The organism is Dolichospermum sp. DET69 (assembly GCA_017355425.1).
Classification (GTDB): domain Bacteria; phylum Cyanobacteriota; class Cyanobacteriia; order Cyanobacteriales; family Nostocaceae; genus Dolichospermum.
In genome coordinates this window covers 3,472,634-3,497,803 of the sequence record CP070233.1, presented here as the reverse complement: position 1 = coordinate 3,497,803, position 25,170 = coordinate 3,472,634, and the positions used below count along the sequence as shown (strand labels likewise).

28 protein-coding genes and 2 pseudogenes are annotated in these 25,170 nt (G+C 37.1%); 15 read left to right on the top strand and 15 right to left on the bottom strand.

What is annotated here, in order from left to right; translation table 11 throughout:
• The first annotated feature begins 327 nt into the window (after positions 1–327).
• The 3 genes and pseudogenes from EZY12_16000 (at position 328) to EZY12_15990 (ending at position 2,308) form a co-directional block, all read left to right on the top strand.
• A complete protein-coding gene (locus EZY12_16000) occupies positions 328–879 on the top strand; it encodes a DNA-binding protein (GenBank protein ID QSX66321.1) in 552 nt (183 codons plus the stop codon).
• Positions 880–985: 106 nt separating this feature from the next.
• On the top strand, positions 986–1,855 hold the full coding sequence (locus EZY12_15995) for an ATP-binding protein (GenBank protein ID QSX66320.1): 870 nt from the start codon (positions 986–988) through the stop codon (positions 1,853–1,855).
• Positions 1,855–2,308, top strand: a pseudogene (locus EZY12_15990) (metal-dependent hydrolase). Before EZY12_15995 ends, EZY12_15990 begins: the two are co-directional and overlap by 1 nt.
• 170 nt (positions 2,309–2,478) lie before the next feature.
• On the opposite strand, the gene EZY12_15985 reads toward EZY12_15990, so the two are convergent.
• Entirely contained in the window at positions 2,479–2,880 is a 402-nt protein-coding gene (locus EZY12_15985; protein ID QSX66319.1) for an NUDIX hydrolase, read from the bottom strand.
• 457 nt (positions 2,881–3,337) lie between these two features.
• Between EZY12_15985 and EZY12_15980 the strand changes: the two genes are divergently transcribed.
• Entirely contained in the window at positions 3,338–4,078 is a 741-nt protein-coding gene (locus EZY12_15980; protein QSX66318.1) for a sulfite exporter TauE/SafE family protein, read from the top strand.
• A gap of 3 nt (positions 4,079–4,081) precedes the next feature.
• The gene (locus EZY12_15975; GenBank protein ID QSX66317.1) at positions 4,082–5,461 is read left to right on the top strand and encodes a cytochrome c biogenesis protein; all 1,380 of its coding nucleotides are present in this window, start codon (positions 4,082–4,084) and stop codon (positions 5,459–5,461) included.
• 119 nt (positions 5,462–5,580) lie between these two features.
• Here the strand turns inward: EZY12_15975 and EZY12_15970 are convergent, their stop codons facing one another.
• Entirely contained in the window at positions 5,581–6,225 is a 645-nt protein-coding gene (locus tag EZY12_15970; protein ID QSX66316.1) for an ATP phosphoribosyltransferase, read from the bottom strand.
• Positions 6,226–6,299: 74 nt separating this feature from the next.
• Here EZY12_15970 and EZY12_15965 point away from each other — a divergent pair, with 74 nt between their 5' ends.
• Complete coding sequence (locus tag EZY12_15965) at positions 6,300–6,992, top strand: response regulator transcription factor (protein QSX66315.1); 693 nt, start codon at positions 6,300–6,302, stop codon at positions 6,990–6,992.
• 298 nt (positions 6,993–7,290) lie between these two features.
• On the opposite strand, the gene EZY12_15960 is transcribed toward EZY12_15965, so the two are convergent.
• The 4 genes from EZY12_15960 to EZY12_15945 all read right to left on the bottom strand — a co-directional run bounded on the left by EZY12_15960 (position 7,291) and on the right by EZY12_15945 (position 10,638).
• Complete coding sequence (locus EZY12_15960; GenBank protein QSX66314.1) at positions 7,291–7,704, bottom strand: YjbQ family protein; 414 nt, start codon at positions 7,702–7,704, stop codon at positions 7,291–7,293.
• Positions 7,705–7,716: 12 nt separating this feature from the next.
• Positions 7,717–8,802 (bottom strand): glycosyl transferase, encoded by a 1,086-nt coding sequence (locus EZY12_15955; GenBank protein ID QSX66313.1) that lies wholly within the window; start codon positions 8,800–8,802, stop codon positions 7,717–7,719.
• A gap of 268 nt (positions 8,803–9,070) precedes the next feature.
• A complete protein-coding gene (locus tag EZY12_15950) occupies positions 9,071–10,222 on the bottom strand; it encodes an aminotransferase class V-fold PLP-dependent enzyme (GenBank protein QSX66312.1) in 1,152 nt (383 codons plus the stop codon).
• Positions 10,223–10,500: 278 nt separating this feature from the next.
• Positions 10,501–10,638 (bottom strand): hypothetical protein, encoded by a 138-nt coding sequence (locus tag EZY12_15945; protein QSX66311.1) that lies wholly within the window; start codon positions 10,636–10,638, stop codon positions 10,501–10,503.
• 27 nt (positions 10,639–10,665) lie between these two features.
• On the opposite strand from EZY12_15945, the gene EZY12_15940 reads away from it, so the two are divergent.
• Entirely contained in the window at positions 10,666–11,781 is a 1,116-nt protein-coding gene (locus EZY12_15940) for an ABC transporter permease (protein QSX66310.1), read from the top strand.
• 230 nt (positions 11,782–12,011) lie between these two features.
• Here the strand turns inward: EZY12_15940 and EZY12_15935 are convergent, their stop codons facing one another.
• Positions 12,012–13,037, bottom strand: coding sequence for an ABC transporter permease (locus EZY12_15935; GenBank protein QSX66309.1), 1,026 nt, complete (start codon positions 13,035–13,037; stop codon positions 12,012–12,014).
• 180 nt (positions 13,038–13,217) lie between these two features.
• A complete protein-coding gene (locus EZY12_15930) occupies positions 13,218–14,849 on the bottom strand; it encodes a peptide ABC transporter substrate-binding protein (GenBank protein QSX66308.1) in 1,632 nt (543 codons plus the stop codon).
• A 214-nt stretch (positions 14,850–15,063) separates the two neighbouring features.
• Here EZY12_15930 and EZY12_15925 point away from each other — a divergent pair, with 214 nt between their 5' ends.
• A complete protein-coding gene (locus EZY12_15925; protein QSX66307.1) occupies positions 15,064–15,639 on the top strand; it encodes a thioredoxin family protein in 576 nt (191 codons plus the stop codon).
• A gap of 203 nt (positions 15,640–15,842) precedes the next feature.
• Here EZY12_15925 and EZY12_15920 read toward each other — a convergent pair whose 3' ends face one another.
• Positions 15,843–16,355, bottom strand: coding sequence for a hypothetical protein (locus EZY12_15920; GenBank protein ID QSX70697.1), 513 nt, complete (start codon positions 16,353–16,355; stop codon positions 15,843–15,845).
• Positions 16,356–16,655: 300 nt separating this feature from the next.
• On the opposite strand from EZY12_15920, the gene aroA reads away from it, so the two are divergent.
• Entirely contained in the window at positions 16,656–18,005 is a 1,350-nt protein-coding gene (aroA, locus tag EZY12_15915; GenBank protein ID QSX66306.1) for a 3-phosphoshikimate 1-carboxyvinyltransferase, read from the top strand.
• Between the two features lie 330 nt (positions 18,006–18,335).
• Here the strand turns inward: aroA and EZY12_15910 are convergent, their stop codons facing one another.
• Both EZY12_15910 and EZY12_15905 read right to left on the bottom strand, forming a co-directional pair.
• Entirely contained in the window at positions 18,336–19,454 is a 1,119-nt protein-coding gene (locus EZY12_15910; GenBank protein QSX66305.1) for a transposase, read from the bottom strand.
• A 61-nt stretch (positions 19,455–19,515) separates the two neighbouring features.
• Positions 19,516–20,163 (bottom strand): IS607 family transposase, encoded by a 648-nt coding sequence (locus EZY12_15905; GenBank protein ID QSX66304.1) that lies wholly within the window; start codon positions 20,161–20,163, stop codon positions 19,516–19,518.
• A gap of 108 nt (positions 20,164–20,271) precedes the next feature.
• Here EZY12_15905 and EZY12_15900 point away from each other — a divergent pair, with 108 nt between their 5' ends.
• Complete coding sequence (locus tag EZY12_15900; GenBank protein QSX70696.1) at positions 20,272–20,583, top strand: type II toxin-antitoxin system RelE/ParE family toxin; 312 nt, start codon at positions 20,272–20,274, stop codon at positions 20,581–20,583.
• The gene (locus tag EZY12_15895; protein QSX66303.1) at positions 20,576–20,866 is read left to right on the top strand and encodes a hypothetical protein; all 291 of its coding nucleotides are present in this window, start codon (positions 20,576–20,578) and stop codon (positions 20,864–20,866) included. Before EZY12_15900 ends, EZY12_15895 begins: the two co-directional genes overlap by 8 nt.
• Positions 20,867–20,906: 40 nt before the next feature.
• On the opposite strand, the gene EZY12_15890 is transcribed toward EZY12_15895, so the two are convergent.
• Complete coding sequence (locus tag EZY12_15890; protein QSX66302.1) at positions 20,907–21,128, bottom strand: hypothetical protein; 222 nt, start codon at positions 21,126–21,128, stop codon at positions 20,907–20,909.
• A gap of 206 nt (positions 21,129–21,334) precedes the next feature.
• On the opposite strand from EZY12_15890, the gene EZY12_15885 reads away from it, so the two are divergent.
• The 3 genes from EZY12_15885 (at position 21,335) to EZY12_15875 (ending at position 22,266) form a co-directional block, all read left to right on the top strand.
• Positions 21,335–21,568, top strand: coding sequence for a YgiT-type zinc finger protein (locus EZY12_15885; protein ID QSX66301.1), 234 nt, complete (start codon positions 21,335–21,337; stop codon positions 21,566–21,568).
• 147 nt (positions 21,569–21,715) lie between these two features.
• Positions 21,716–21,976: a hypothetical protein gene (locus EZY12_15880; protein QSX66300.1), complete on the top strand. Its 261-nt coding sequence runs from the start codon at positions 21,716–21,718 to the stop codon at positions 21,974–21,976.
• Entirely contained in the window at positions 21,973–22,266 is a 294-nt protein-coding gene (locus tag EZY12_15875) for a PIN domain-containing protein (protein ID QSX66299.1), read from the top strand. Before EZY12_15880 ends, EZY12_15875 begins: the two co-directional genes overlap by 4 nt.
• A 208-nt stretch (positions 22,267–22,474) precedes the next feature.
• Here the strand turns inward: EZY12_15875 and EZY12_15870 are convergent.
• From EZY12_15870 to fetB, 3 genes and pseudogenes are all read right to left on the bottom strand, one after another.
• Positions 22,475–22,633 (bottom strand): annotated as a pseudogene (locus tag EZY12_15870) (DUF5615 family PIN-like protein).
• Between the two features lie 8 nt (positions 22,634–22,641).
• A complete protein-coding gene (locus EZY12_15865) occupies positions 22,642–22,866 on the bottom strand; it encodes a DUF433 domain-containing protein (protein ID QSX66298.1) in 225 nt (74 codons plus the stop codon).
• Positions 22,867–23,036: 170 nt separating this feature from the next.
• On the bottom strand, positions 23,037–23,813 hold the full coding sequence (gene fetB, locus EZY12_15860; protein ID QSX66297.1) for an iron export ABC transporter permease subunit FetB: 777 nt from the start codon (positions 23,811–23,813) through the stop codon (positions 23,037–23,039).
• A 137-nt stretch (positions 23,814–23,950) separates the two neighbouring features.
• Here fetB and EZY12_15855 point away from each other — a divergent pair, with 137 nt between their 5' ends.
• Positions 23,951–25,099 (top strand): DegT/DnrJ/EryC1/StrS family aminotransferase, encoded by a 1,149-nt coding sequence (locus EZY12_15855; protein ID QSX66296.1) that lies wholly within the window; start codon positions 23,951–23,953, stop codon positions 25,097–25,099.
• The last annotated feature ends 71 nt before the right edge of the window (positions 25,100–25,170 follow it).

Below are 25,170 nucleotides of genomic sequence, written 5' to 3'. Positions count from 1 at the left end.
TTTAAAGTTTACTATATTTGTGGCGGCTTTGATTCCTAGGTCGCGCTTCGCTATCTCAATTTGCTGTAAAAATAAGGATAACACCATAAAATATTGCCAAACTTAATAGCATCCTCCGAAAGACATAGATTTTTATAAGTAAGTGATTCTTAGGACAATGCTGCATGGATTGTGATTATTCAAACGATTAGCAATGCAGCCCCGAAAAATTTGATGGTATTTTTTGTCATTTTTTTTTGCAAATTCTCTGTAATATTGCTAATATATAAATTAATGTTTTAGAATTGAACCAGATAAAGTTTTTCAGACCTTCATTAATGGAAATCTATGACTACCATAAATCAAACTGAAGATTTAAGATCAAAGATTTTTGGAATTTGTGAAAACCTATATAAAAATAATGAGAAAGTAACTCGTGAGGCTGTACGAGAACAGTTGGGAGGTGGGAGTTTTAGTACAATTTCTCCCCTGGTATCTGAGTGGAAAAAAGTTAAAAAGGTACAGTTTGAAGAGAAAGAAAGTACAAATCCCCAGATTATTAACGCTGAATCATCTGAGATTATCGAAATTTTAAAAGAATTAAAAACAGCATTGATAAATACTGAATTTATCACGGATCAGGATATGGAGAATGTTATTAGATCCGGTGCGGAAAAAGCTACTGGTCTGATGATTGTCCAAGAAGCAATGGTAACTTACTTTTATCAAAACCCACATCGATTACCTGCTGATCTCAAAGCACAATTGGAGGAGATGAAAGAAAATTTTACTCAATCGCGGAACACTATCAACAAAGCTGCGTACAATCCGCAGAACTTGATCAACCTAGCCATGAAGAAAATCAACCAACAAAAAGACGACACTGAACTAATTGGTTAATCTTGTTTATAAACGGCTTATTATTAGCAATAAGTTCGTTTAATCCCATTAGTTTAGTTATTATTGCCCTATTCTCACTTTTTCCACAGTTACCTAGGCATCCCCTATGAATGAGGAAGTACAAGAAAGACCCCCAGATGGGGAGTTTAAAATTTACCGTCAACCCGAACTACGGAGAATCACTGCATCTCTGTTAGCGAATGGAGCCATTTTGGTAGTAGGTGAACAAGGTTCTGGTAAATCTGTATTAAGATCAGCAGTTATCAAAAAGTTATCTGATGATGGGTTTTTAGTGGCATCTGTAGAACCCACAACACTCAAGCAGATGATGACAGAAATTTGTTTTTGCCTTGATATTCCTACTGAAACTTTACAAGGGAAATCTTTAACTATAGAGAAATTAAAAATAGCGATAGCGAAGCGCTCCGTAGGAATCGCCGATTTTTTCAAAGAAAACACAGCTTTTCTTATTCTCGATGATGCTCAAAGCTGTGATAGGAAATTTAGATTTTGGCTTAAAAAGTTACGCCGTCAGGGTGTGCCGATGTTGGTTTTAGCCACAAATCCGCCGCGCTCGGATATTTTTATTAGAATCCCCAGAATTGAATTGAGGCCATTACCAGAAAGGGCTATCAGGGAAATTATGGAAAGTGCGGCAATTGAAAGAGCGATCGCCTTATTACCGACTGACTTATCCAAATTACAACAACGGGCTGGGGGAAATCCGATGTTAGCTATCCGTGCCATCGAGGAAGAGTACCTTGGTTTAAATTTTGAAGGTGCAGATCACCGCCGTTACTTTGATATCACACCATTAATTTCAGTAATTGGAGTGCTTTTTATAATTATGCGGTTTATTGGCTTGGGAACTAATAATGAAGGTCTCTATATATTTGGTGGCATAAGTGCGGCCATTTTCCTAGGAGTTTATCGACTACTTGACAGCTTGCCTAGAGAAGAAAGGAGAATTAGATAATGTTAGGAATTTCGCATTTATTAATTAGTGGCACTGCTGCTTTGTCTACTACTAGAAACTGCGGACCCTGTTTTAATTTTTGTTGGGGCAATGGGTGGTTTATTACCAGATATTGACGTTAGTACATCATCGGCTGGTCGGTTGTTTCCTTGGATATCTGGATATTTTGAAAGTACAATGCCCCATAGAAGCTGCACACATTCATTAGTAGCTAGTGTGGTAATAGCGAGTGCCTCTTATGGAACATCAATATTTCTACCAAACTTACTACCAATAGCGAGCGCCCTCACAATTGGTTATACATTTGGCTGGTTTGCCGACTGCTTTACTCGCTCTGGGGTAGAAATGTTTTGGCCTTCTCCTGTGCGGTGTGTTTGTCCCGGTAATCGTAATCTCCGGTTAAGCACTGGTAGTAGTGCTGAATATTCTCTACTTATTATTCTGATAGCGATGACCACACAACTATATCTCAAACTAAATTAATCTTAAGAGACTTCCAAATAAAAAAATATCCCAAATTCTCTTGTGGTGCAGGCATCTGGCCCTGCACATAATACAAGGACGGGCAGGATGCCCATCCCACAAGATTGGATAATTTTTTTGTGCAGTTCTTTAAATAGTCGTTATAAACTTTCGATAATTCTTTTTAGTGAAATTTCTTTAACCAATTCGGCAGCTTGGTTAATTTCTAACCATTTTCTTTCCCTTGAAGTAGCTTCTGGCCAATCTTCTAATACTGTTTCTACAGGTAATAAAAATAGTTTTACTTGATAGGTATTCCCTCGTTTGCGATATTTATAATTACCCAAATTTTCTGTTGTGACTCTACCGATAACTCCTGCCTCTTCCCATGCTTCCTTTGCTGCGGAATCATGGGGACTCATGCCTTTACAAAGTCCCCCTTTCGGAATTACCCAACCTTGACGATTACGAGTGGTAATTAATAAAATTTCAACTTTCCCATCTATGATTCGATAGGGAATAACTCCAGATTGTTGGAAAACTTTGTTGATTTTCTGAGTCATGGTGGTAGATTCCTGATTAATGAGTATTTTTGGTTTCCAATATATATTTGATGATGAGTCTAAAACAATCTTCAGAATAATTAACCTGATGTTTAAGAGGATGTTTTAAAAGTCCTTTGTCATGTATCCAAAATATTGAGATCCCCCTAAATCCCCCTTGAGAAGGGGGACTTTGACTTTCGTCATGTATCCAAAATATTGAGATCCCCCTAAATCCCCCTTGAGAAGGGGGGACTTTGACTCTAATTCCCCCCTTTTTAAGCGGGGTTAGGGGGGATCTCTTGATACAAATTAATGCTTTACAAACATTCTCGAAGTAATCTTGACTATAAATTCATCAATTTTTCACAAAAATCCGGAAATCTGATTTGCACCAGGTTACTTGTTTTCCCTCACTTCATCAGCCAAAATACGTTAAAATTCAAGCAGAGTAAGCATTCTCTACTTAAATATACTCATGCTAGAAACTCTAGAAACCCGAATTTACGAACTTGAACAACTAGCTAACACCCTTGTTGCTAACCAACTTACACACCTGAGTATTGTCAGCATTGCCATTATTTTTGCTGCTGGCTTGCTTACCAGCCTTACGCCCTGTATGCTGTCCATGCTACCCATTACCATTGGCTATATTGGTGGTTATGAGGCTAAAACTCGCTTACAAGCAGCAGCCCAATCAACTTGGTTTGCGTTGGGATTAGCAACTACATTGGCAGGAATGGGAATTGTCGCAGGTTTAGTGGGTAAAGTTTATGGACAAATAGGAATTGGTTTACCAATTATTGTCAGTATTATCGCTATTATTATGGGACTGAATTTATTAGAAGCATTACCCATACAATTTCCTTCTTTGAATGAAACAAACTGGATTTCTCAAGATTTACCTCCCGGAGTGCGTTCATACTCTATTGGCTTAACATTTGGGTTGGTTGCTTCCCCTTGCAGCACACCAGTTTTAGCCAGTTTATTGGGTTGGGTTGCTAATACGCAAGATCTAATTCTAGGTGCTGTTTTGCTACTCTCTTACACAGCCGGATATGTAACTCCATTAATATTAGCAGGTACTTTTACTGCGTCCATCAAAAAAATATTAGAATTGCGCCGTTGGTCTGGTTGGATAAATCCTGTTAGCGGGGCATTATTAGTAGGTTTTGGTGTTTTTTCTTTACTTTCTCGCATTCCTATTGGTAGTTTCTAAGCAATGACTTCAGATCAGACAACATCCACAGAATTAAGTTGGTGGTTAATACCTGGGCGATTTATCCGCCGGGAAATTTTGCCTGTATTAACTGATTTACGATTAGCAATTGTTCTTCTATTAGTAATTGCCTTATTTAGCGTTAGTGGTACGGTAATTGAACAGGGACAAGCGCCTGCTTTTTATCAATCTAATTATCCCGAACATCCAGCTTTGTTTGGTTTCCTTTCGTGGAAAGTGATTCAAGTAGTTGGCTTAGATCATGTATATCGCACTTGGTGGTTTTTGAGTTTGTTAGTTCTATTTGGAACTAGTTTAACAGCTTGTACCTTTACTCGTCAATTACCCGCCCTCAAGGCTGCTCAAAAATGGAAATTCTATGAAGAACCGCGCAATTTTAAAAAATTAGCCTTGAGTGCGGAATTAGAAGGTGTTTATTTGTCATCAATTACGCCAATTTTGCAGCAACAAAGTTATCGAATTTTCCAAGAAAAAGATGATATTCTTTATGCTCGTAAAGGGATAATTGGGAAAATTGGTCCAATTATTGTTCACATTGGGATAGTTGCTATTCTTCTGGGAGGAATTTTCGGATCAATGACAGGATTTATGGCTCAAGAAATGATTTCTGGTGGTGATACATTCCAGGTGAAAAATATTGTTGATGCTGGTGTTTGGTCATCTCAAGATGTCTTAAAAGATTGGTCTGTGCGGGTAAATCGCTTTTGGATTGATTACACACCCACGGGAGGAATTGACCAATTTTATTCAGATATGTCTGTGTTGAATAAGGAAGGTAAAGAAGTTAATCATGAGAAGATTTATGTTAATAAACCTTTGCGTTATCATGGTGTAGTTTTCTATCAAACAGATTGGGGAATTTCTAACGTTCGGGTGAGATTAAATAAAAGTCCAATTTTCCAATTACCAATGGCACAATTAGATACCAAAGGTAGAGGGAGAATTTGGGGAACTTGGATTCCGACTAAACCTGATTTAAGTGAAGGTGTTTCCCTATTAGCCAAAGATTTGCAAGGCATGGTATTAATTTATGATGCTCAAGGTAAATTAATTAATACTGTGCGTGCAGGAATGTCTATACCTGTAAATGGGGTAAATTTGCAAATCCTGGATGTTATTGGTAGCACGGGGTTACAAATTAAATTTGATCCTGGTATTCCCATTGTTTATACAGGATTTGGGTTATTGATGTTAGGTGTGGTAATGAGTTATTTTTCCCATTCCCAAATTTGGGCTTTACAACAAGGCGAAACTTTGTATATTGGGGGAAAAACTAACCGCGCTCAAGTTGCCTTTGAACAAGAGATTTTAGCAATTTTAGATCAACTTAGTGCCGTGAGTAAAACAGAAAAAGGCGAATAGAATTCGCTACTACACAAGCAAAGTCCACCTTCGTGGACTAATCAAAAATCAAGCTTCTTAACCCACGAAGGTGGGTTTTGTCTGTGTAGCTGCGATTTCTATTCGCCCATATTCATAAACTAAACTGCGCTGAGAATTCCTAACCGAATTTTTGCAATTAATTGATGTAAATTACCTGTATTCAAACGATAACTTAAAGGGTGAACAATTAACCGCGCTGTACTTTCATACAAAGTTGCAATCTCAATTAAACCATTTTCCTTTATAGTCTTGCCTGTCGAAATAATATCCACAATTGCTTCCGACATTCCGGTAATTGGACCCAATTCTACAGAACCATACAAGGGGACAATTTCTATAGGTAAATCCAAACCTTGGAAATATTCTCGCGCACAATTTACATATTTAGAAGCAACTCGACCATGAGCAGGTAAATCTAAAGGAGATTTGTAGGAACTCGTAGCTTTTACAGCCACAGACATCCGACAATATCCAAATTTTAAATCCACTAATTGGGCAACTTGAGGCTGTTTTTCTCTAAGGACATCGTAGCCCACAATTCCCAATTGTGCTTGACCATATTCTACATAAACAGGCACATCTTGCGCTCGGACTAACAACGCCTTTGCTTGTCCACTAGCATCAGGAATTTGCAATTGGCGGTTTCCTGATTCTAAGAAAGCACTAAAATCTAATCCTACAGATTGTAATATGCGGAGACTAGGTTTAAGTAGTTCCCCTTTTGGGATTGCAACAGTTAACATTCTTTTTTTGTGTTCTTGATGTGTTTGCAGTTCACTATATTGAGAATATATCTATATTACTCACTAACAACAAAATGAAAATTTTATTAGTTGATGATGAAGTTGAACTAACTGACCCTTTAAGTCGTCTATTAACCCGTGAAGGGTACAGTGTTGATGCTACTTATGATGGAACAAGTGGCAGTAAGTTGGCAGAAATAGGCAGTTATGATTTACTGATTTTAGATTGGATGTTACCGGGAAAAACGGGGTTAGAGATTTGTCAGGAATTACGTCGTCAAGGTAAAATAACTCCTGTACTATTTTTGACAGCGAAAGATACCCTTGATGACCGAGTACAAGGTTTAGATGCTGGTGCTGATGATTATTTGGTTAAACCTTTTGAACTACGGGAATTACTGGCAAGAGTTCGGGCTTTGTTGCGTCGTGCTGGTACAGAATCCTATAGTAGTACAACAGGAAAGTTAGTTGTAGCAGATTTAGAACTAGATATAGAAAATCAAATAGCTTATCGTCACGGGAGAATGATTGAACTTTCTCAAAAAGAAAGTCAGTTGTTACAATACTTCATGGAAAATGCCGGACAATTACTGACTCATGCTCAAATTTTGCACCATTTATGGCAAAATGAAGAACAACCTAATAGTAATGTGATTGCAGCTTTAATTCGTCTGTTGCGTCGTAAGGTGGAAACAGTGGGTGAAACACCAATGATTCATACTGTTTATGGCAAAGGTTATCGTTTTGGAACTGCTGTAATTGAATAAGTTTATCATGTTATTTTTCAGAGATTTAGTTCAGTTAATTAAGTCAATACAAAGCTTAAATATTTTTTATTCAATAGGACTCAATTGAAGAAGGAGTCACCGAGTCAGTAGCCACCGAGTCAGAATCAATCAGTCGAGGATTCAGACCTGCGACTGATTAAAGACCACCAAATCTGCGATTTGGTGGAGGTGCAAAAACGCCGGTTATTCATCCGCCACTCGCACAGAATACCCAACTGAATTCTGACTCTGTGACTCCTGAATTCTGTTTGGTAAAATAATTCAATTCCCAATTCTTCTATCCAGAAATGTGAACTACCAACTCTCTAACATTAGGACTTTGACGATGTTCCCAAACATAGATTCCTTGCCATGTTCCTAATACCAAATGACCACTATTAATGGGAATTTGTTCGGAAGTATGGGTTAAAACTGTGCGAATATGGCCTGGCATATCATCAGGCCCTTCATCATCATGAATATAATAGTTTCCTTCTGGTACTATTTTTGCCATGAAGTTGGCTAAATCAACTAATACATTAGGATCTGCATTTTCTTGAATTACTAAACTAGCTGAAGTGTGACGTAAAAATAAACTACAAAGTCCAGTTTCTATCCCAGATTCAGCAACAATGGCTTCAATTTTAGCGGTAATATTGTGAAATGATTTCCCGTTAGTGGAAACTCTTAATAATTTTTGGTAATGTGTCATGGCTAGTTTAGTTCATATATTTGTCTGTAAATAATCTATCACAGCTTTAGCTATTGTTTCATTACCATTTTTATCTATTTGTTCGGTTTGTTTTGGTGGTTGAGGTGATTGATAAAGAAAATCCCAATCTCCTTGAAAAAATTCTAATGCTGTCAGAATTTGATGATGATTGTAATTAGTAATTCCTGCTAACATAAAAGCTGCTTCGGCAAAATCATCACGGGGTATAGTTACAACTGGTACTTCTAAAAGAGTGGCTTCTGAAAATGTTCCATAACCAGGTTTAGAGATAATTCTTCCACAAATTGGCATAAAATCTACAGGACGGTATTGGCGATTTGTAACTTTAATTAAGTTAGGTAAATCTGGGGCTGAGGCATCAAAAGTAATAAATTGCCAATCGGGAAATTTGCTGATATTAGCATAAGGAATTTCTTGTAAACCTAAACCCCCAAATGTTAGTAAAATTGTTTTTTCTGGAAGTGTATTTATGCCCCAATTGCTGCGTAATTCATCAATAGTAAAATTGGGAGAACCCCCAGTTAAACCTACGTCGGTAACATTTGGAAAAGCTGACATAGGTTCATGAAAAGGAAGACGAAATAAGCGATCGCATTTTCCATACCAATCACTAATCCAATCAGCAATTTCTATAAATTCTCCTCCCCAAGCTCGATAGATCAAATCCCAACCAAAGTTACTAATCATCCAGCAGGGAATATTCGTAGCTTGAGCAAATCCTGCCGCCAAAAAAGGAATATCTGCTAAAATAAGATTAACGCGATTTTGGCGAATAAAATTAACTTCTGAAGCAATTAAGGATTTGTGATTCTTTTTGATTTCTCGCAATTTTTCTAAAGTTGCTGGTTTATCCATTGTCAAACTATCAGCTTGAATCACACCTAAATCAAACGCCCGTTGACGTAAAATAAAATCACCTTCTATATAAGATTCTAGTAACCAGCGAGGTGCAGTAGTGACTAAAATTAACAACACTTCAGGACATAATTTTTGAATGGTGTTAGCTATAGAAGCTGTGCGGGTAGCATGACCAAAGCCGTGATTGGTAATTGCTATGTATATAATTGGTCTTTCCATGATTTAAAAGGTAGAAGGTTAAAAATATTGGGCGATTGGAAATCGCTACTACACAGGCAAAGTCCACCTATTCCTTCGGAACGCTAACGCGAACGTGGACTAATAGAATTTAACCCACGCAGGTGGGTTTTGTTTGTGTAGCTGCGACTTCTAGTCGCCTTTTAAATATTGGGCGATTGGAAATCGCTACTACACAGGCAAAGTCCACCTTTGTGGACTAATAGAATTTAACCCACGCAGGTGGGTTTTGTTTGTGTAGCTGCGACTTCTAGTCGCCTTTTATCGTTGCGATTAATTGGTCAATTTCTGACTCTAGAGTTAGGTAATGAACGCTAACACGAATGCAATTAGGATTAGCAATTGTTCGTGTTAAAATGTTTTGTGATTCTAAAGATTGCACCAATTTAGAGCTAGGCTGATTAGTTACATAAAAAGAAACTAATCCACTTTCTGGAGGTGAATTTTTTAAACATTTGACATCAGCTAAAGAGTTTAATTTCTGCCAAAGATAATTACTATTTCGGCAAATTTGCTCATATCTTTCCTGTGCTGTTCCCCACTGTTCATGAATTGTAATTGCTGCCTTTAAACCCACATATAATGAAGTGGCTAAAGTAGATACTTCATATCTGCGTCCATCTGGTTGCCAACCCGTCGGTTGTGCCTGATTATTAGTAATTACCCCATTTAAGCCAATAAAAGTAGGGTGCAAATTTTCTCTCGCTTCTGGGCGCACATATAACCCACCTACACCCGCAGGGCCACATAACCATTTATGACCGGTAAAGGCATAGAAATCTACACCCAAGGCTGTTAAATCCAAGGGCAGAACCCCCACAGATTGAGCCGCATCTATCAACAACAGAGAATTATTACTTCTGCATACTTCGACAATTTTATCAATCGGCAAAACTTGACCTGTATTCCAGAGAACATGACTTAAAACAACTAAGCGGGTTTTAGGGCGGAGATTTTCAGCAATAATACTGATAGGCTGTCCCTCATTTAAAGTAGCCATTAAGGGACAGGTGGTAACTTCTATCGCAAATCTGCGGGCAATTTCCTGAGCCGTAGCAATGACTCCAGGGTGTTCGCAATCAGAAAGCAGTAAATGATCACCAGGTTGCCAATCAATGCCCCACATCGCAATATTGCAACCTACAGTCACATTACCAGTGAGAGTAATTGTATTACTTGGCACATTTAGTAGGGATGCGATCGCTTCTCGACTGGCTTGTATTTGCGGTGAAATCCAACTATATGCTGCACTCCCAAAAGGTCCGATATTTTGAATATGTGCCTCAGATTGGGTAATAGCATCCATAGCCCCTTGAGGCATAGTCCCTTGGCCTCCGTAGTTAAAATAAATTTTATTACTTAAAGCGGGAAATTGGGCGCGATGATGATGCAAGTTGTTCATAAAATAGGTTTACAGTTTTTTATTGATATATACTTTTATCAACAATTAATCAAGATTAACTTCTACATCAAAAACTGTCAGTAACCCAGCCCTAAAGGGACTGGGCTTGCAAGAGTAATCAAGCAAGCCGTGCTGACCAGACCACCCACAAGCGTAGTCGAAGGGTAGCCGTTATTTGAGTCACGACACCCCGGAATGCGAAGCTAGTTCCCTGCTCTGTCATTTGCAATTAAACAGTTTTAAGGTCACTGAAACAGTGTTGCAAGTCTAACAAGCTCTTATAACGCAGTCGTTGCTAACATCACCCCAGAAATGGGAGTTGGTTTCCAGATTCCAATCAAAAATCTGGTTTCAATTTTAATATCCACAGCGGTTAAAACCGCACGTGTCGCTTCCCTCTCAGTGTCTTTAGACACTGAGTTTCCCACTTACCGCGAGGTCTTATGAATTGGTGGCAACGACTCAATAAAAATCCTTTAGCACGAACTGGGGCAATTGTCCTGTTATGTTTCTATTTAGCAGTAATTGGTGCTGATTTTATCGCTCCTTATAATCCTTATGATTCACAAGCCAATGGTTCACTACTCCCACCCACTCAGATTCATTGGATGTCTCAGTCAGGGCAGTTTATTGGACCACACGTATATCCTACAACACAAGGTGATACAAACTTAGAAACTGGGGAAAGAAAAATAATTATAGACCAGACAAAACCTTCACCACTAAGATTATTTGTTGCTGGACCAAAATATCAATTATTCAATTTGAGTATTTCCCTGCCTCCAAAATGGCAAGAAGTTACAATTATTCCTGGTATTTCTTTAAATTGGCATTTGTTTGGCGTTAGTGGTGATGCAAAATTGAATATTTTGGGAACAGATGAACAAGGACGTGATCAATTTAGTCGCTTGTTGCATGGTGGTCGTATTAGTATGTTTATTGGCATTTTTGGGATTATCATTACCTATCCATTGGCATTACTAATTGGTGGAATTTCTGGCTACTTTGGAGGCTTAATTGATAGCATCATCATGCGTTTAGCCGAAGTATTGATGACATTTCCCAGTATTTATTTATTAGTAGCACTATCAGGTATTTTGAGTCCCAAATTAACTAGCGCCCAACGATTTTTATTAATTATTTTGATCACTTCTGTAATTAGTTGGGCTGGTTTAGCTAGAATAATTCGTGGACAGGTATTATCAATCAAAGAACTTGAATTTGTGCAAGCAGCCAAGGTCATGGGTGGTAATCCGATTTATATTATTGTCCGTCATGTTTTGCCACAAACTGCTACTTACATCATTATTTCTGCTACTTTGACAATTCCTAGTTTTATTGGTGCAGAAGCCGTATTAAGTCTAATTGGTTTAGGTATTCAACAACCAGATCCTTCTTGGGGAAATATGCTTTCTTTAGCTAGTAATGCTTCTATTTTGGTCTTACAACCTTGGTTAATTCTCCCACCAGCAATTCTGATTATTATCACCGTTTTATCATTCAACGTATTAGGTGATGGTTTAAGAGATGCTCTTGATCCTCGTAGTGTGCAGAGGTAGTTTAGATCCCCGACTTCTTGAAGAAGTCGGGGATCTATGTTCAATAAACTTATCTAATTGTTTTCAACTATGTCTACGTCTGAATCAAGATACCCACCGATTAAAGGATGAACAGGATTAATAGTTTTTATATGAATACAAAATCCTGTAAATCTTAAAATCCTGTAAATCCTGATTCAGACAAAAAAATCATATTGGGTAACATGAGCGTCAACCCAACCTACTAAGCTTTAATATCTAATTCTCGGATCTACATAAGCATTGAGAATATCAATTAAAATACTTGCAGTCACAACAATTGCCCCAAAAAATACTAATACCCCTTGTACTGTGGGATAATCACGGTCAGAAATAGCTTGATATAGGCGATTTGCTAAACCAGGCCAGGAAAATGTGACTTCTGTTAAAATCGCTCCACCTAACAAGGAAGCAAATGTTAATCCTAATACCGTGATTACCGGAATTAAGGCATTTTTCAAAGCATGGGAAACCAAAATCTTATTTTCAGAAATTCCCCTTGCTCTAGCGGCTTCTACATAATCAGCTTTTAATGTTTGTTTTAAATTAACTCTGACAATCCGTTCAAAAATGCCACTTAACAAAATTCCCAAAGTTAAACTTGGTAAAGCTAAATGATGTAAAGATATTAAAAACTGACTTAAATTACCACTTAATAAACTATCAATTGTATATAAACCAGTAATATTTGTAGGTGCGGGAAGATTGGGAGGAAAACGATTAGAATTGGGAAACCAACCCAATTGAACTGAAAAAATTAATTGTAATAACATACCCGCCCAAAACATCGGTAGTGCATAGGTAATAATCCCGAATAAACGCCCTCCAATATCAAAAGCAGTTCCCGGACGAGAAGCGGAAATAGTCCCGACTAAAACGCCGACAATCAACGCCACAGCCATACTCGCAAATGCTAATTCTACGGTAGCTGGAAAATATTGACCAATTATTTCGCCTACATTTTGCCCTCGACTAGTTAAGGAAGTTCCTAAGTCAAAGTGAAGTAAATTACCTAAATAATTGAGATATTGTAACCAAATAGGTAAATCTAAACCAAGCTGTTTTCTTAATTCTTCTTTGGCACTTTCTGGCGCTCTTCCTCCCAGAATTGCATCTGCGGGATCTCCTGGAGTGGCTCTGAGTAAAAGAAAAACAATTGTGATAATAGTTAATAGTTGCAATGGCGCAAATAGCAACCGGGAAACAATATAATACTGTAATGCTTTTGAACGGGACATATTTTAATAGGAGTCAGGAAGAAGGAAGAAGTAAGAAGGAGTCACCGAGTCACGAAGAAGGAAGAAGGAGGAATCAGGGTAAAGGTTAATATTTTACTACTGACTAATGACTGGGCGCAGGCCCTGCGCCCCTACTGACTAATGACTGGGCGCAGGCCCTGCGCCCCTACTGACTAATAACTATTTTTTAATTGTTTTGTAAATCAGGTTTTGGGTAGGATCAAGTTTAACATTAGCTACGCCTTTTTGGGCAAATACATAATCTTTATTTTGCCATAAAGGTATGTAAGGAACATCAGTTAAAACTTGGGCTTGAATGTCTGCAAATATTTTTTTCCGGGCTTCGGGATTTTGTTCTTTGCGTTGTTGATCTATGAGTTTATTCATAGCTTCACTATAATAGAAAGAACCCTGAGTTTGACTGCCTCCTTCTTGGCAACCTGTAGCAACTGAACCTTTTTCACAAGCTAAAAATGGCTGCACGTAGTTATCTGGATCTAAAAAGTCTGGATACCAATCAAGTAAAGCGGCTGGATATAAACCCTTGGAAATTTCTTTAAAGAATGTAGCACCTTCTACGGTTTTAACTTCCAATTGCAACATCCCATCCATTTTAGTATCAGCAAGGGATTTTAGGGTTTGTGCTGCTAAACTACGAGTGGGTGAACTTGCGGGATACCAAATTTGCACTTTAGCGGGATTTTCTTTGGAAAAACCAGCCGAAACTAAGGATTTTTTAGCCAGTTCAAAGTTACCATCACCATATTTATCTTTAAATAATGGTTGGGAAACATTGAAGGTTGTGGGAATCATGCTGTAAAGAGGATCAGCTTGGGAATACAATACGCGATCATTTAATAATTTACGATCAATTAATGATGCGATCGCACTTCTCACTTCTACTTTATCTAAAGGTTTTTGATTGCGATTTAACACCATGTAACTAACTACACTACCTTGGGCGGTAATTGCTTGCCAATCTCCTTTTTTAGCACTGGCTTCTAAACTGCGAATTTGGTCTGGTTGCAAAGATAGATAAGCCACATCTACCGCACCAGTTTTAAAAGCGTTAAATAAATTGACTGGACTGGTTTGAATTTGGACATTCACACCTTTATTTTCGGGCTTTGTTCCCCAATATTTATCAAATACATCAAATCTTAAGGAATCTGTTCCATATTTAGCTAATTTATAAGCACCAGTTCCTACAAAGATATTGGGTTTAAATTTTCCAGCCCCAATTTCATAAGCTGTTGGTGAAACTGCACATACTCCAGAAAATGCTAACAATGAAGGAAAAGCTGCAAAGGGTTTTTTCAGTTTAATTGTTAATTCATCCTCTCCTGTCGCTTTAACTGAAGCTACGGTATCAGAAAGTAAGAAAGATGGTTTACCTTTATTTTCGATAAAACGCTGAATACTAAACTCCATTGCTTTAGCATTGAAGGGAGTTTGATCATGAAATAATACTCCTTTGCGAGTAGGAATAGTATAGGTTAAACCATCAGCACTAACTTTAGGTAATTCTGTCGCTAATTGTGGTTTAATTTCTGTACTTCCTGGTTCGTAAGTATACAAGCGATCGCTCATATTAAATATTAAACCCAAGGATGATAATTCATACGCATCAGCAGGATCAAGAGTTCTTGGTTTTCCTGTAGTTCCTATAGTAATTCGACCATCACCCGCAGTAGTAGTTACAGAACTGGGAGCAGGTGTATTTGTTTGTTGTTTAGGAGTACAACTAACAATAAATAATAGACACAAACAAAATAAAGATAGGAACTTCGTCATCCTACCCCACCGTTTCATTAGCAAGGAACACCAAGTTATCATTATCAAAATCTTTTTCAATTAGCAATGGATAATTATACTATATGTATGCTTATCATTCTATATCTTTATTATAAATTAACTACGAGATTCATAGTATACCGAAAGTTTAAGTAATTTACGTATCTAAATTTATATCAAAATAGACTATCCTATGATTAGGTAAAATCCCAATTAAAACATTAAATAAATTATGGTTTTAACAGCTTCTACAATGTTGCCTTTAGGCACTAAAGCTCCAGATTTTCATCTACCAGAAGTAGTATCTAGAAAAATAATTTCTCTTGATAATTTTACCGACAAGAAAGCATTATTAATCATGTTTATTTGCCGTCATTGCCCATTTGTTAAGCATATTCAACAAGAATTAGCAAAATTAGACCAAGATTACAGCAGCAGTGATTTAGGGATTATTGCCATTAGTGCTAATGATGCTAAAAATTACCCCAACGATGCCCCAGAATCATTAAAAGAAATGGTTATAGAATTGGGGTTTGATTTTACTTTCTGTTACGACGAAACCCAAGAAATAGCAAAAGCTTATACAGCAGCTTGTACACCGGATTTCTTTTTATTTGATAGGGAACAAAAACTGGTTTATCGTGGACAATTAGATGATAGTCGTCCTAGCAATCATCAACCTGTAACAGGTAAAGATTTAAGAGCAGCTATTACCGCAGTCCTAAATAATCAACCTCTGACAATTGAACAAAAGCCAAGTATTGGTTGCAATATCAAATGGAAACCAGGTAACGAACCGAGTTATTAGTCATTAGTCATTAGTCATTAGTCATTAGTCATTAGTCATTAGTTATTAGTTATTAGTTATTAGTTATTAGTCAACTGACAACTGACAACTGACAACTAACAACTAACAACTAACAACTAACAACTAACAACTGACAACTAACAACTGACAACTGTCAACTGTCAACTGTCAACTGTCAACTGTCAACTGTCAACTGTTAACTGTCAATGCTGAATCTCCAAATTGAGAATATAACGTCCTAATTGGACTTTTCCTGTCCACAGTTCATACTCTAAACGTAAATGCTGTGGAAGAGGATTTCCACTGATAGTAAAGCTTTTGGTAAAATTACGCAACCGGATGGGTTGATGAGGTTGTAAAGATTCATTTGGCAACCAAAAACGACTAATGCCATATACTCCTAACTCCCAAAAGTGACGGTAACTAACTTGGTCACTACCTTGCATTGTCATAATTACCCGACGAGGTGAAATTTCCAACCATAAAATTCTGGGACTGCTAGGAGGAGCAAAATTGTTGTTAGTTGGGGAAATTGTCTCTTCTGGATTTAAATAACTTCCGACTTCACAACTAATTAGAGGTGGTGCAGTTAATAGTAAATGAAATTTATCTACATCTTTTTGGATCAAAGTTCCGGCAGTATTAACCACAGACCAAATTGGTAAGTCAGTGGAAATCATTGATAAACTTATAGGTTTGCGGTGGTGAGTTAGCATGACAGTATCAGGGATTAAAAATGAAAAATAAAATTTCAGCAATTTGCTAAAGTGCTAATTTTAATTTGGACAATTTGATATGATATGGCAATAGTATTTGTAGGGTGCGTTACGCTGACGCTAACACACCCTACGTGCTAGACAATTCAATATGGTATTACCTGTCACCTGTTCTCTACCTCAAAAAATAGTATAGTTACCAAAAAGCGTTAAGATACTAAATTGGAAGTTAATAGTGACAATCAATCGAATCGCTGTTTTGTTTAGCTTCTATATTTATTCAAAAGCTATTATATCCTAATGCCGTCTGTTGTTATTACTTTACAAACTCAAGCAAACTCTTCTGATCACTTAATTATTCAGCGCCCTCTTGCTGGATTGTCTTTACAGGGATGTATCCGAGTCCCTGGAGATAAATCTATTTCCCATCGTGCTTTGATGTTGGGTGCGATCGCTGAAGGTGAAACTCAGATTCAAGGACTACTTTTAGGCGAAGATCCCCGCAGCACCGCGGCTTGTTTTCGGGCGTTAGGTGCGGAAATTTCGGAATTAAATACAGAATTGGTCAAGGTCAAAGGCATCGGTTTGGGCAATTTCCAAGAACCTATAGATGTCTTAGACGCTGGTAATTCTGGCACAACGATGAGGTTGATGTTGGGGTTGTTAGCATCCCATCCAGGGCGGTTTTTCACGGTGACTGGGGATAGTTCTTTGCGATCGCGTCCTATGTCCCGTGTTGTCAAACCTTTGCAACAAATGGGAGCGCAAATTTGGGGACGCAAAGGTAATACTTTAGCACCTCTAGCTATTCAAGGACAAGCCCTGCAAGCTATTCATTATCATTCTCCTATCGCTTCGGCTCAAGTTAAATCCTGTATCCTTCTTGCCGGTTTAAACACCGCAGGCAAAACTACCGTCACCGAACCCGCTTTATCACGGGATCATAGTGAACGAATGTTAAGGGCTTATGGGGCGGAATTAAGTATAGATACAGATACGAATAGTGTAACTATTACTGGTGGGGCGAAACTCTACGGACAAACTGTAATTGTCCCTGGTGATATCAGTTCAGCCGCTTTTTGGTTAGTCGCAGGGGCGATCGTTCCTGGTTCAGATTTGGTAGTGGAAAATGTCGGTGTTAATCCTACCCGCACCGGAATTTTAGAAGCTTTGGCAATGATGGGGGCAAATATTCAACTAGAAAATCAGCGGGAAGTTGCGGGAGAACCTGTGGCTGATATTCGTGTCCGTTCCGGTGGTTTAAAAAGCTGTACCATTGCCGGTGATATTATTCCCAGATTAATTGATGAAATTCCCATTTTGGCAGTTGCGGCGGCTTTTGCCCAAGGGACAACAATTATTCGGGATGCGGAAGAGTTAAGAGTCAAAGAGAGCGATCGCATTACCGTGATGGCGCAACAACTCAATAAAATGGGGGCAAAAATCACCGAATTACCTGACGGGATGGAAATTATCGGTGGTACTCCCCTAGTCGGTGCGGAAGTAGATAGCCATACAGATCATCGCATTGCCATGAGTTTAGCGATCGCCGCCCTTAATTCTACTGGTACAACTACCATTTATCGCGCTGAAGCCGCAGCTATTTCTTATCCCAACTTTACAAACACATTACGGGAAATTTGCCAATAGTTTTTAGGGACAGGGTAAAGGGATTTTTATTTCCAAAGTATTCAATAAATTTTGCTCAGGTAAGTACGTTAATCATCGTTTCCTTAAAATTTGATAAAATTGTTGGCTTTCGTTCTCTAAACTCTTTTTTGCATATAGATATGATGGAGGCAACCGTTCTATAAAACTTACCCAAAATTACCAAAGTCTAGACACATCTGGACAGCGATAATCTTAGTGTTTATTTCCTGCTTCATCGCGGTCTTAGAATGACTTCTAAGAGGTTTGCCCGCTCCACAGACAATCTCGGTAGAACTTACCGTTTCTGACCGTAGTTCCTAAAAAGAACCGCTACGCTACAGGGATAAAAATATCCACAAACCATCGGTCAATATTCTTAGCTGCGTTGAGGTCACGATCCTCTGTATGTCCACAATCAGGACAAACATAAACGCGGCTTTTTAATGGCATTTTATGACGATGATTACCGCAGTTAGAGCATATTTGCGAACTAGGAAAGAATCTATCTACAAGGATTAATTCACTGCCAAACTTCTCAGTTTTGTACTCTAATTGCCTTTTAAATTCATACATCCCACAATCTGCAATTGCACCTGCTAATTTGTGGTTCTTCAAAAATGCCTTAACGTGCAAATCCTCTATCTTAATTATGCTGTGGTTTTTAGCTAGATAGTAGGTTAATTTGTGAATAGAGTCCTTGCGAATATTAGAAACTTTGGCGTGTAATTTAGCTAATTTTCTCACAGCTTTTTTACGGTTATTAGAGCCTTTAATTTTCCTGCTCACACTACGCTGTAAACGTTTCATGCGTTTACTCATGCGGCGGTAGGCTTTAGGATTCTCGAATACTTCACCATTACTGCAAACTGCTAATTCTTTGATACCGATGTCAACGCCAATGGTCGGTCTGTCTGCAAGTATAGGAGGTTTTTCAACTTCGTATTTAACAGAAATAAACCATTTATCAGCCTGTCTAGAAATCACGCAATTATGAGTTACTGTAATCGGTAAAGGTTCTGCTAAACGTACCCAGCCAATTGACGGTAATTTAATTCTTTTACCATCATTTTTAATCGCTGGTTTCGCCTTAGTTCCTGATTCTAAATAGAAAGAATCGTGTTGTCCTTTTTTCTTGAATCGTGGTTGTTTTGATGTTTTGGAAAAACACCTATCCCAAGCCTGGCGTAAATCAGCTAACGCCTTCTGAGGAACATTTTTATTAACTTCGTAATACCAAATATGCTCAGATTTTACCTCAGCAATTAATCGCTTATGCAAGTCTATTGCTGAGGGTAATTTAAGTTTTTCGCCTTCTTTTTGAACAGCTAAAATATCCTTGATTTGAGCATTTGCCCAGTTATAGGCGTGTCTAGCTACTCCAGATGCTTTACGAAAAGCTGTAACCTGTCCGTTATTTGGAATTAACGCAGTTTTGAAACACAGAAGCATTGTTTTCGACCTGACAATGTTTATTGATACTTCTCTAGTATATACCCACATCTACCCACTGTCAACTTTTTTGGATAGATTCTTGGACAACTTTGGACACGTTGTCCAGTAGTTTTTTGTTCTTGTGACTTCGCGAACCATACAGTCTTGCTGAAAAAACAGTAATGAGTTCAATCATGTCTGTTACTAATTCTTGTTCAAAAGTGGTTTCTTCGATTGATTTATTGATAATGACAACTTCAGTTTCAAATTCTTCGCACATTGCAAATACAATCTCAGAACCAAACCTGAGAAGTCTATCCTTATGAGTCAGGACTAATCTACCTACATCACCTTGCATAATCCGTTTCAGTAGTTTTTGAAGACCTTTTTTATTGTAATTTAAACCACTACCTAAGTCAGATATAGTCTCAAACTGCCAACCATTACTTCCGCTAAAAGCTTCTAAAACCTTTATCTGCCTAGATAAATCCTCTTTTTGGTCATGGCTAGAAACGCGGGCATAATTGATAGTTATGCGGTTTTCTAACTGATTAAAATCTCGCGGTGTAATTCGTTTAATATCTGTAAGAAAAAATCTTCTATGCCCTGATGGACTGCGTTCAAATTGCAATTTACCAGCATCAGCCCATCTACGAACAGTTTTTACTGATACACCAAGCTCTTTAGCCGCATCACCTATTGAAATAGTCACTTCTTGGTTTTCCATATAATTAACTCCGTTGCTTGACTAAGTTAATTATATGGACGTTCCGTAAAATATGGCTAGTTATGGGTAGAAATTGCCGAACAGTTTAAAACCCCTAAAGAAATTAGGATTTACACAACTTTAGAAGGAACTACTCCTTTCTTAGAATGGCGAAATTCCTTGAAAGATGCTAGAGCTAGAGCTAAAATTAGAGCAAGATTAGACCGAGTAGAAGAGGGAAATTTAGGAGATTGTAAGTTTGTTGGTGAAGGAGTATATGAACTGCGTATTGATTATGGTCCTGGTTATCGAATTTATTTTGGACAAGAGAGTGATGTGATCATTTTATTGCTATGGGGTGGTGATAAAAGCAGACAAAATAAAGATATTCGTCAAGCTCAAGATTATTGGCAAGATTACAGGAGTCAAGACAATGCCTAAAAGTATTAGTTATCATACTGAATTAATTGAATCTTTAAAAGATCCTTCTGAAGCAGCAGTTTATCTTGAAGTTGTGCTAGAAGAAGGTAATCCAATGATGATTAAAAAAGCCTTCTTTAATGTAATTGAAGCAAGAGGAGGGGTAAATTTATTGTCTAAAGATGTTCAAAAAATTCTCATGAAATTTGTAGAAAAACTTCAAGAAACAGGTGAAATTGAATTTAATCTTTTACGAATATTGCTAGAGTCTTTAGGATTAAAAGTAGGTTTAATGGTAATATGAATTTTATAAAATTTTATGAGAATATTTGTATCACATAAAATCATTTCATTTCTTGTCTCCATGCTTCTTGACGAATGGACTCAGTAGTAATATTTCTATTTTCCCAGATTCCTGCCAAGGAAAAAAAATCTTGCTCATCATTAGATATATTTGTGTTATCTTCTATTACTTCTACAGAGTTAACAAAATCTAAAGCAGAAATAAGTTTTAATAGCATTCGTGCTTTTTCTTTATCAGCAATTTGAATGATTAGTTGTTGCATATTTTTTTTATTATAATAATAATACTATTATAATTGTACAACTATTTTTGTTTAGTTTAGCGAAAATTATCAAAAATTATCAAATAAGATAAAAATTGTCCTTTACATTTACAGGTATCAAGACGAGAATCTGATATGTTAACTATTATTACTTTATATGAGCCTAATCAAACAGAATGGATCAATTATTCTCAAAAGAGGTTATAATGTTAAGCTGTCATAATTGCGGTTCAGATAAATTTCCTGAAGAATTAGTTAATGAAACTTTTGAAGTCGAAGGTAAACTAATTTTAGTTGAGGGTATTCCAGCTAAGGTTTGTTCTCGTTGTGGAGAAATAACCTTTAGTAGTGAAACTGCTGAAAATATTCGTTTAATGTTGAATAGTAATCAAAAATCTCAGAGAAAAATTGAGATTGATGTTTTTGCTTTTTCTGCTTAAATGATAACTTGAATGAGTCAGATTGTCAGGTTTAGAACAGTTTCTTTCGATATCATCTATAACTAGTATGTTCAATTTCGCAATTTTAAATATCTGATGTACAATTAGATATATCTTAGTAAAAATCACTCCATGTAATTAAATGTTATGGAAACAATAACTTTAAATTCTCATGTTGGTCAAGATGGAATATTACATTTAGATATTCCTGTAAATATGGTTAATGCTGATTTAACTATTACTATTATTTTAAAACCTAGTGATGATTTTCAACAGGAAAATAAACCAAAAGGAAAAGGTTGGCCTGCTAATTTTTTTGAAGAAACATCAGAATCTTTAAAAGATACTCCTTTAACTATAGATTCAGAAGGTGTTTTTGATGATTTAGAAGAGTTTAAATTATCATGAAATATTTGTTAGATACAAATGTATGTATTAAATATCTTAATGAAGATTTGATTATTCGCCGAAAATTAGAAAATATTGATTTAGAAGATATTGCTGTTTGTTCAGTTGTCAAGTTAGAGTTATTTTATGGAGCAATGAGAAGTGATAATCCTGATCAAGTTTGGGCAAAAGTAAAGCGATTTTTAGAAGTATTTATTTCTTTACCTTTAGATGATATTTCAGCTTTAAATGCAGGTGAAATTCGGGCGCAGTTAGCAAATATTGGTACTCCGGTTATAATGATTTATTAATTGCTGGTTAAAATTAATCAATTTATATGAAGGTAATTTACTTTATTTAAAAAGTATTAGGATATTAATCACCCAATTTGCTAGTTATCTAGTTGAGGCTGGTAATTGGTAATTGGTAATTGGTAATAAAATCCCAGTTTTAATCCTGTTAATCCTTAAATCCTGGACATCCTGATTCAGACAGTTTCTCTAATTAGCAACTTACGTTAATAACAATTCTCTGTTCTAGAATTGATAATTTGTTAATTTCTGAATCTGGAGTTGCATTTTGTAAAGAAAGATTTTTGGTATGTATAACATCATAACCTAAGTTTTTCAATAAATTGGCAATTCTCATTGGTAATTGAGCATCAATTAAGAATTTCATGAAACTAATTACAGAATACTTTTAACTTGAGTGAGTCGAGTAGCAAAGGTAAGAACTGCTAAAATATCTTCATATTCTAAATCATCATAATCTTCTAAAATATCATCAATAGTCATTCCCGAACTCAAAAGTTCCAAGATCATTTCCACAGGATAGCGTAATCCGCGAATACAGGGTTTACCATGACAAATATCATGGTTAATTGTTATTCTCTCTAATACTGGGTTATTCATGATGTGAGATTTTATCATCAAACTGAATTAATTATACCTTATTTTATAAAAACTTGATATAGGTGTTGGGTTTCGTTACCTCAACCCAACCTACAATCTAGTGATAAAATCCCTGTATTTATCCTGTTCATCCTTTAATCGGTGGACATCCTGATTCAGACAATTACTTATTACCTAACCAACTGCATGGCTGAATTAAAAAACTGCCGACATAAGCCTTTAGTAATTAAAATGGTTGTTAACAAGTTGGTGACAGCCACCATAAAAATAATTAAAATCTCGTAGGATACAGCCTCTAGAGGTGTGACACCAGCTAATAACTGTCCATTGGTGAAGGTTGGTATTGTTACCATACCAATTAAGATCATTTGGTTCAAAGTGGGCATCAATGCGGCGCGAATTGCTTCTTTGCGGTAAGATTTGATAGCCTGTTCCACCGTCGCGCCTAAACTTAAATGGGTTTCTATTTCCGTGGGAAATTGGTTGATACTAGTAACCAGACGTTCTCCGGCTACTGCTGCCGCATTCATCGCATTACCCAGCAATATACCAGCTAAAGGAATGATATAACGCGGTTCATACCATCTATCTGGTTGAATAATTAAAAAATTAGTATAAAGCAACGTTAAGGACGTACTGAGAAAAATTGCTACCCAGACTAAGGGTAAAACGTGGGGAATTTTTTGACTGATCCGATTGCGAGTAATAATTGCGGTAATTGTCAGAATTATTGCTAGAATCCCCACTACTGCCAAAATATTATTAACAGCAAAAATGAAGTCAAAAATATATCCTAATACCAGCAGTTGGAGGATAGTCCTACCAGTAGCTACGCTTAAATTTAATTCTAGTCCTAATTGCTCCCAAGCCGATAAACCAATGGCAATAGCCATTAAGCCAATAGCGAAAGCCAAATCTACCATATCCAATTTGATTAGCTCTGGCATAGTTTGTCTACCTCTTAACGATTAAAAACTTTACGTATTACAGGGAATAGGGAACAGGGAAATATTTTTAATTCTTCCTTCTTTATCCTGACAACTGACAACTGACAACTGACAACTGACAAATAAAATAAAAACTCATGGTTAAAAGTGTAAATTCGATTCCAGCCTTTGATATTAAAGAACAATATGCCACCATTCAGGCTGAGGTAAGTACCGCTGTTTTAGATGTTCTGGCTTCTGGGCGTTATATTGGTGGTCCAGCAGTTACAGATTTTGAACAACAGTTTGCAGCTTATCATGGCGTAAGTGAATGTGTAGCTTGTAACTCAGGCACTGATGCCCTATTTTTAGCATTACGCGCTTTAGGAATTGGTGCAGGTGATGAGGTTATTACCACACCATTTACTTTTTTTGCGACGACAGAAGTTATTAGTGCTGTCGGGGCAATTCCAGTATTTGTAGATATTGATGCCACTACATTTAATTTAGATGTAGAAAAAGTAGCAGCAGCAATTACATCAAAAACTAAAGCGATTATGCCAGTACATCTGTTTGGCATCCCTGTGGAGATGACAGGATTAATGGAAATTGCCAGATCTCATAATTTAGCAGTAATTGAAGATTGCGCTCAAGCTACTGGTGCCAGTTGGGAGGATAAAAAAGTTGGTAGTATTGGGCATATTGGTTGCTTTAGTTTCTACCCTACCAAAAATCTCGGTGGTTGTGGTGATGGTGGAGCAATGACCACAAATGATCCAGAGATCGCTACTCAATTACGAGTTTTACGGGAACATGGGAGTAAAGTAAGATATATTCATGAAGAAATTGGTATCAATAGTCGGTTAGATGCCATTCAAGCGGTAATTTTACAAATTAAACTGCGCTATCTCGATTTTTGGAACAACAGACGCAAGCAAATCGCTGATTATTATTACCAACATCTCAGTTCACTTTCTGGTATTGTTGCTCCTCAAGAATTTCCCGGAGGAATTGGTGTCTGGAATCAATATACTATTCGGGTGTCTGGAGAAAGACGTAATGGTGCAAGTGGTAAATATCGAGATTGGGTAAAAAATCAAATGCAGGAACAGGGTGTTAATTCCATGATTTACTATCCCTTACCTTTACATTTGCAGCCAGTGTATAAAAATTCAGGTTATCAATCAGGAGAATTCCCAGTAGCAGAGCAAGCTTGTCATGAAGTTTTATCTTTACCCATGTTCCCTGAATTAGAGCAAGAACAACAAGATAAAGTCATTGATGCCTTAAAAAATTGTTTGTCTTAAAACCTTGGCGGTTGGAAACCGCGTCTACACAGGCAAAACCCACCTGCGTGGGTTTCAAAGTCTTAGTTATT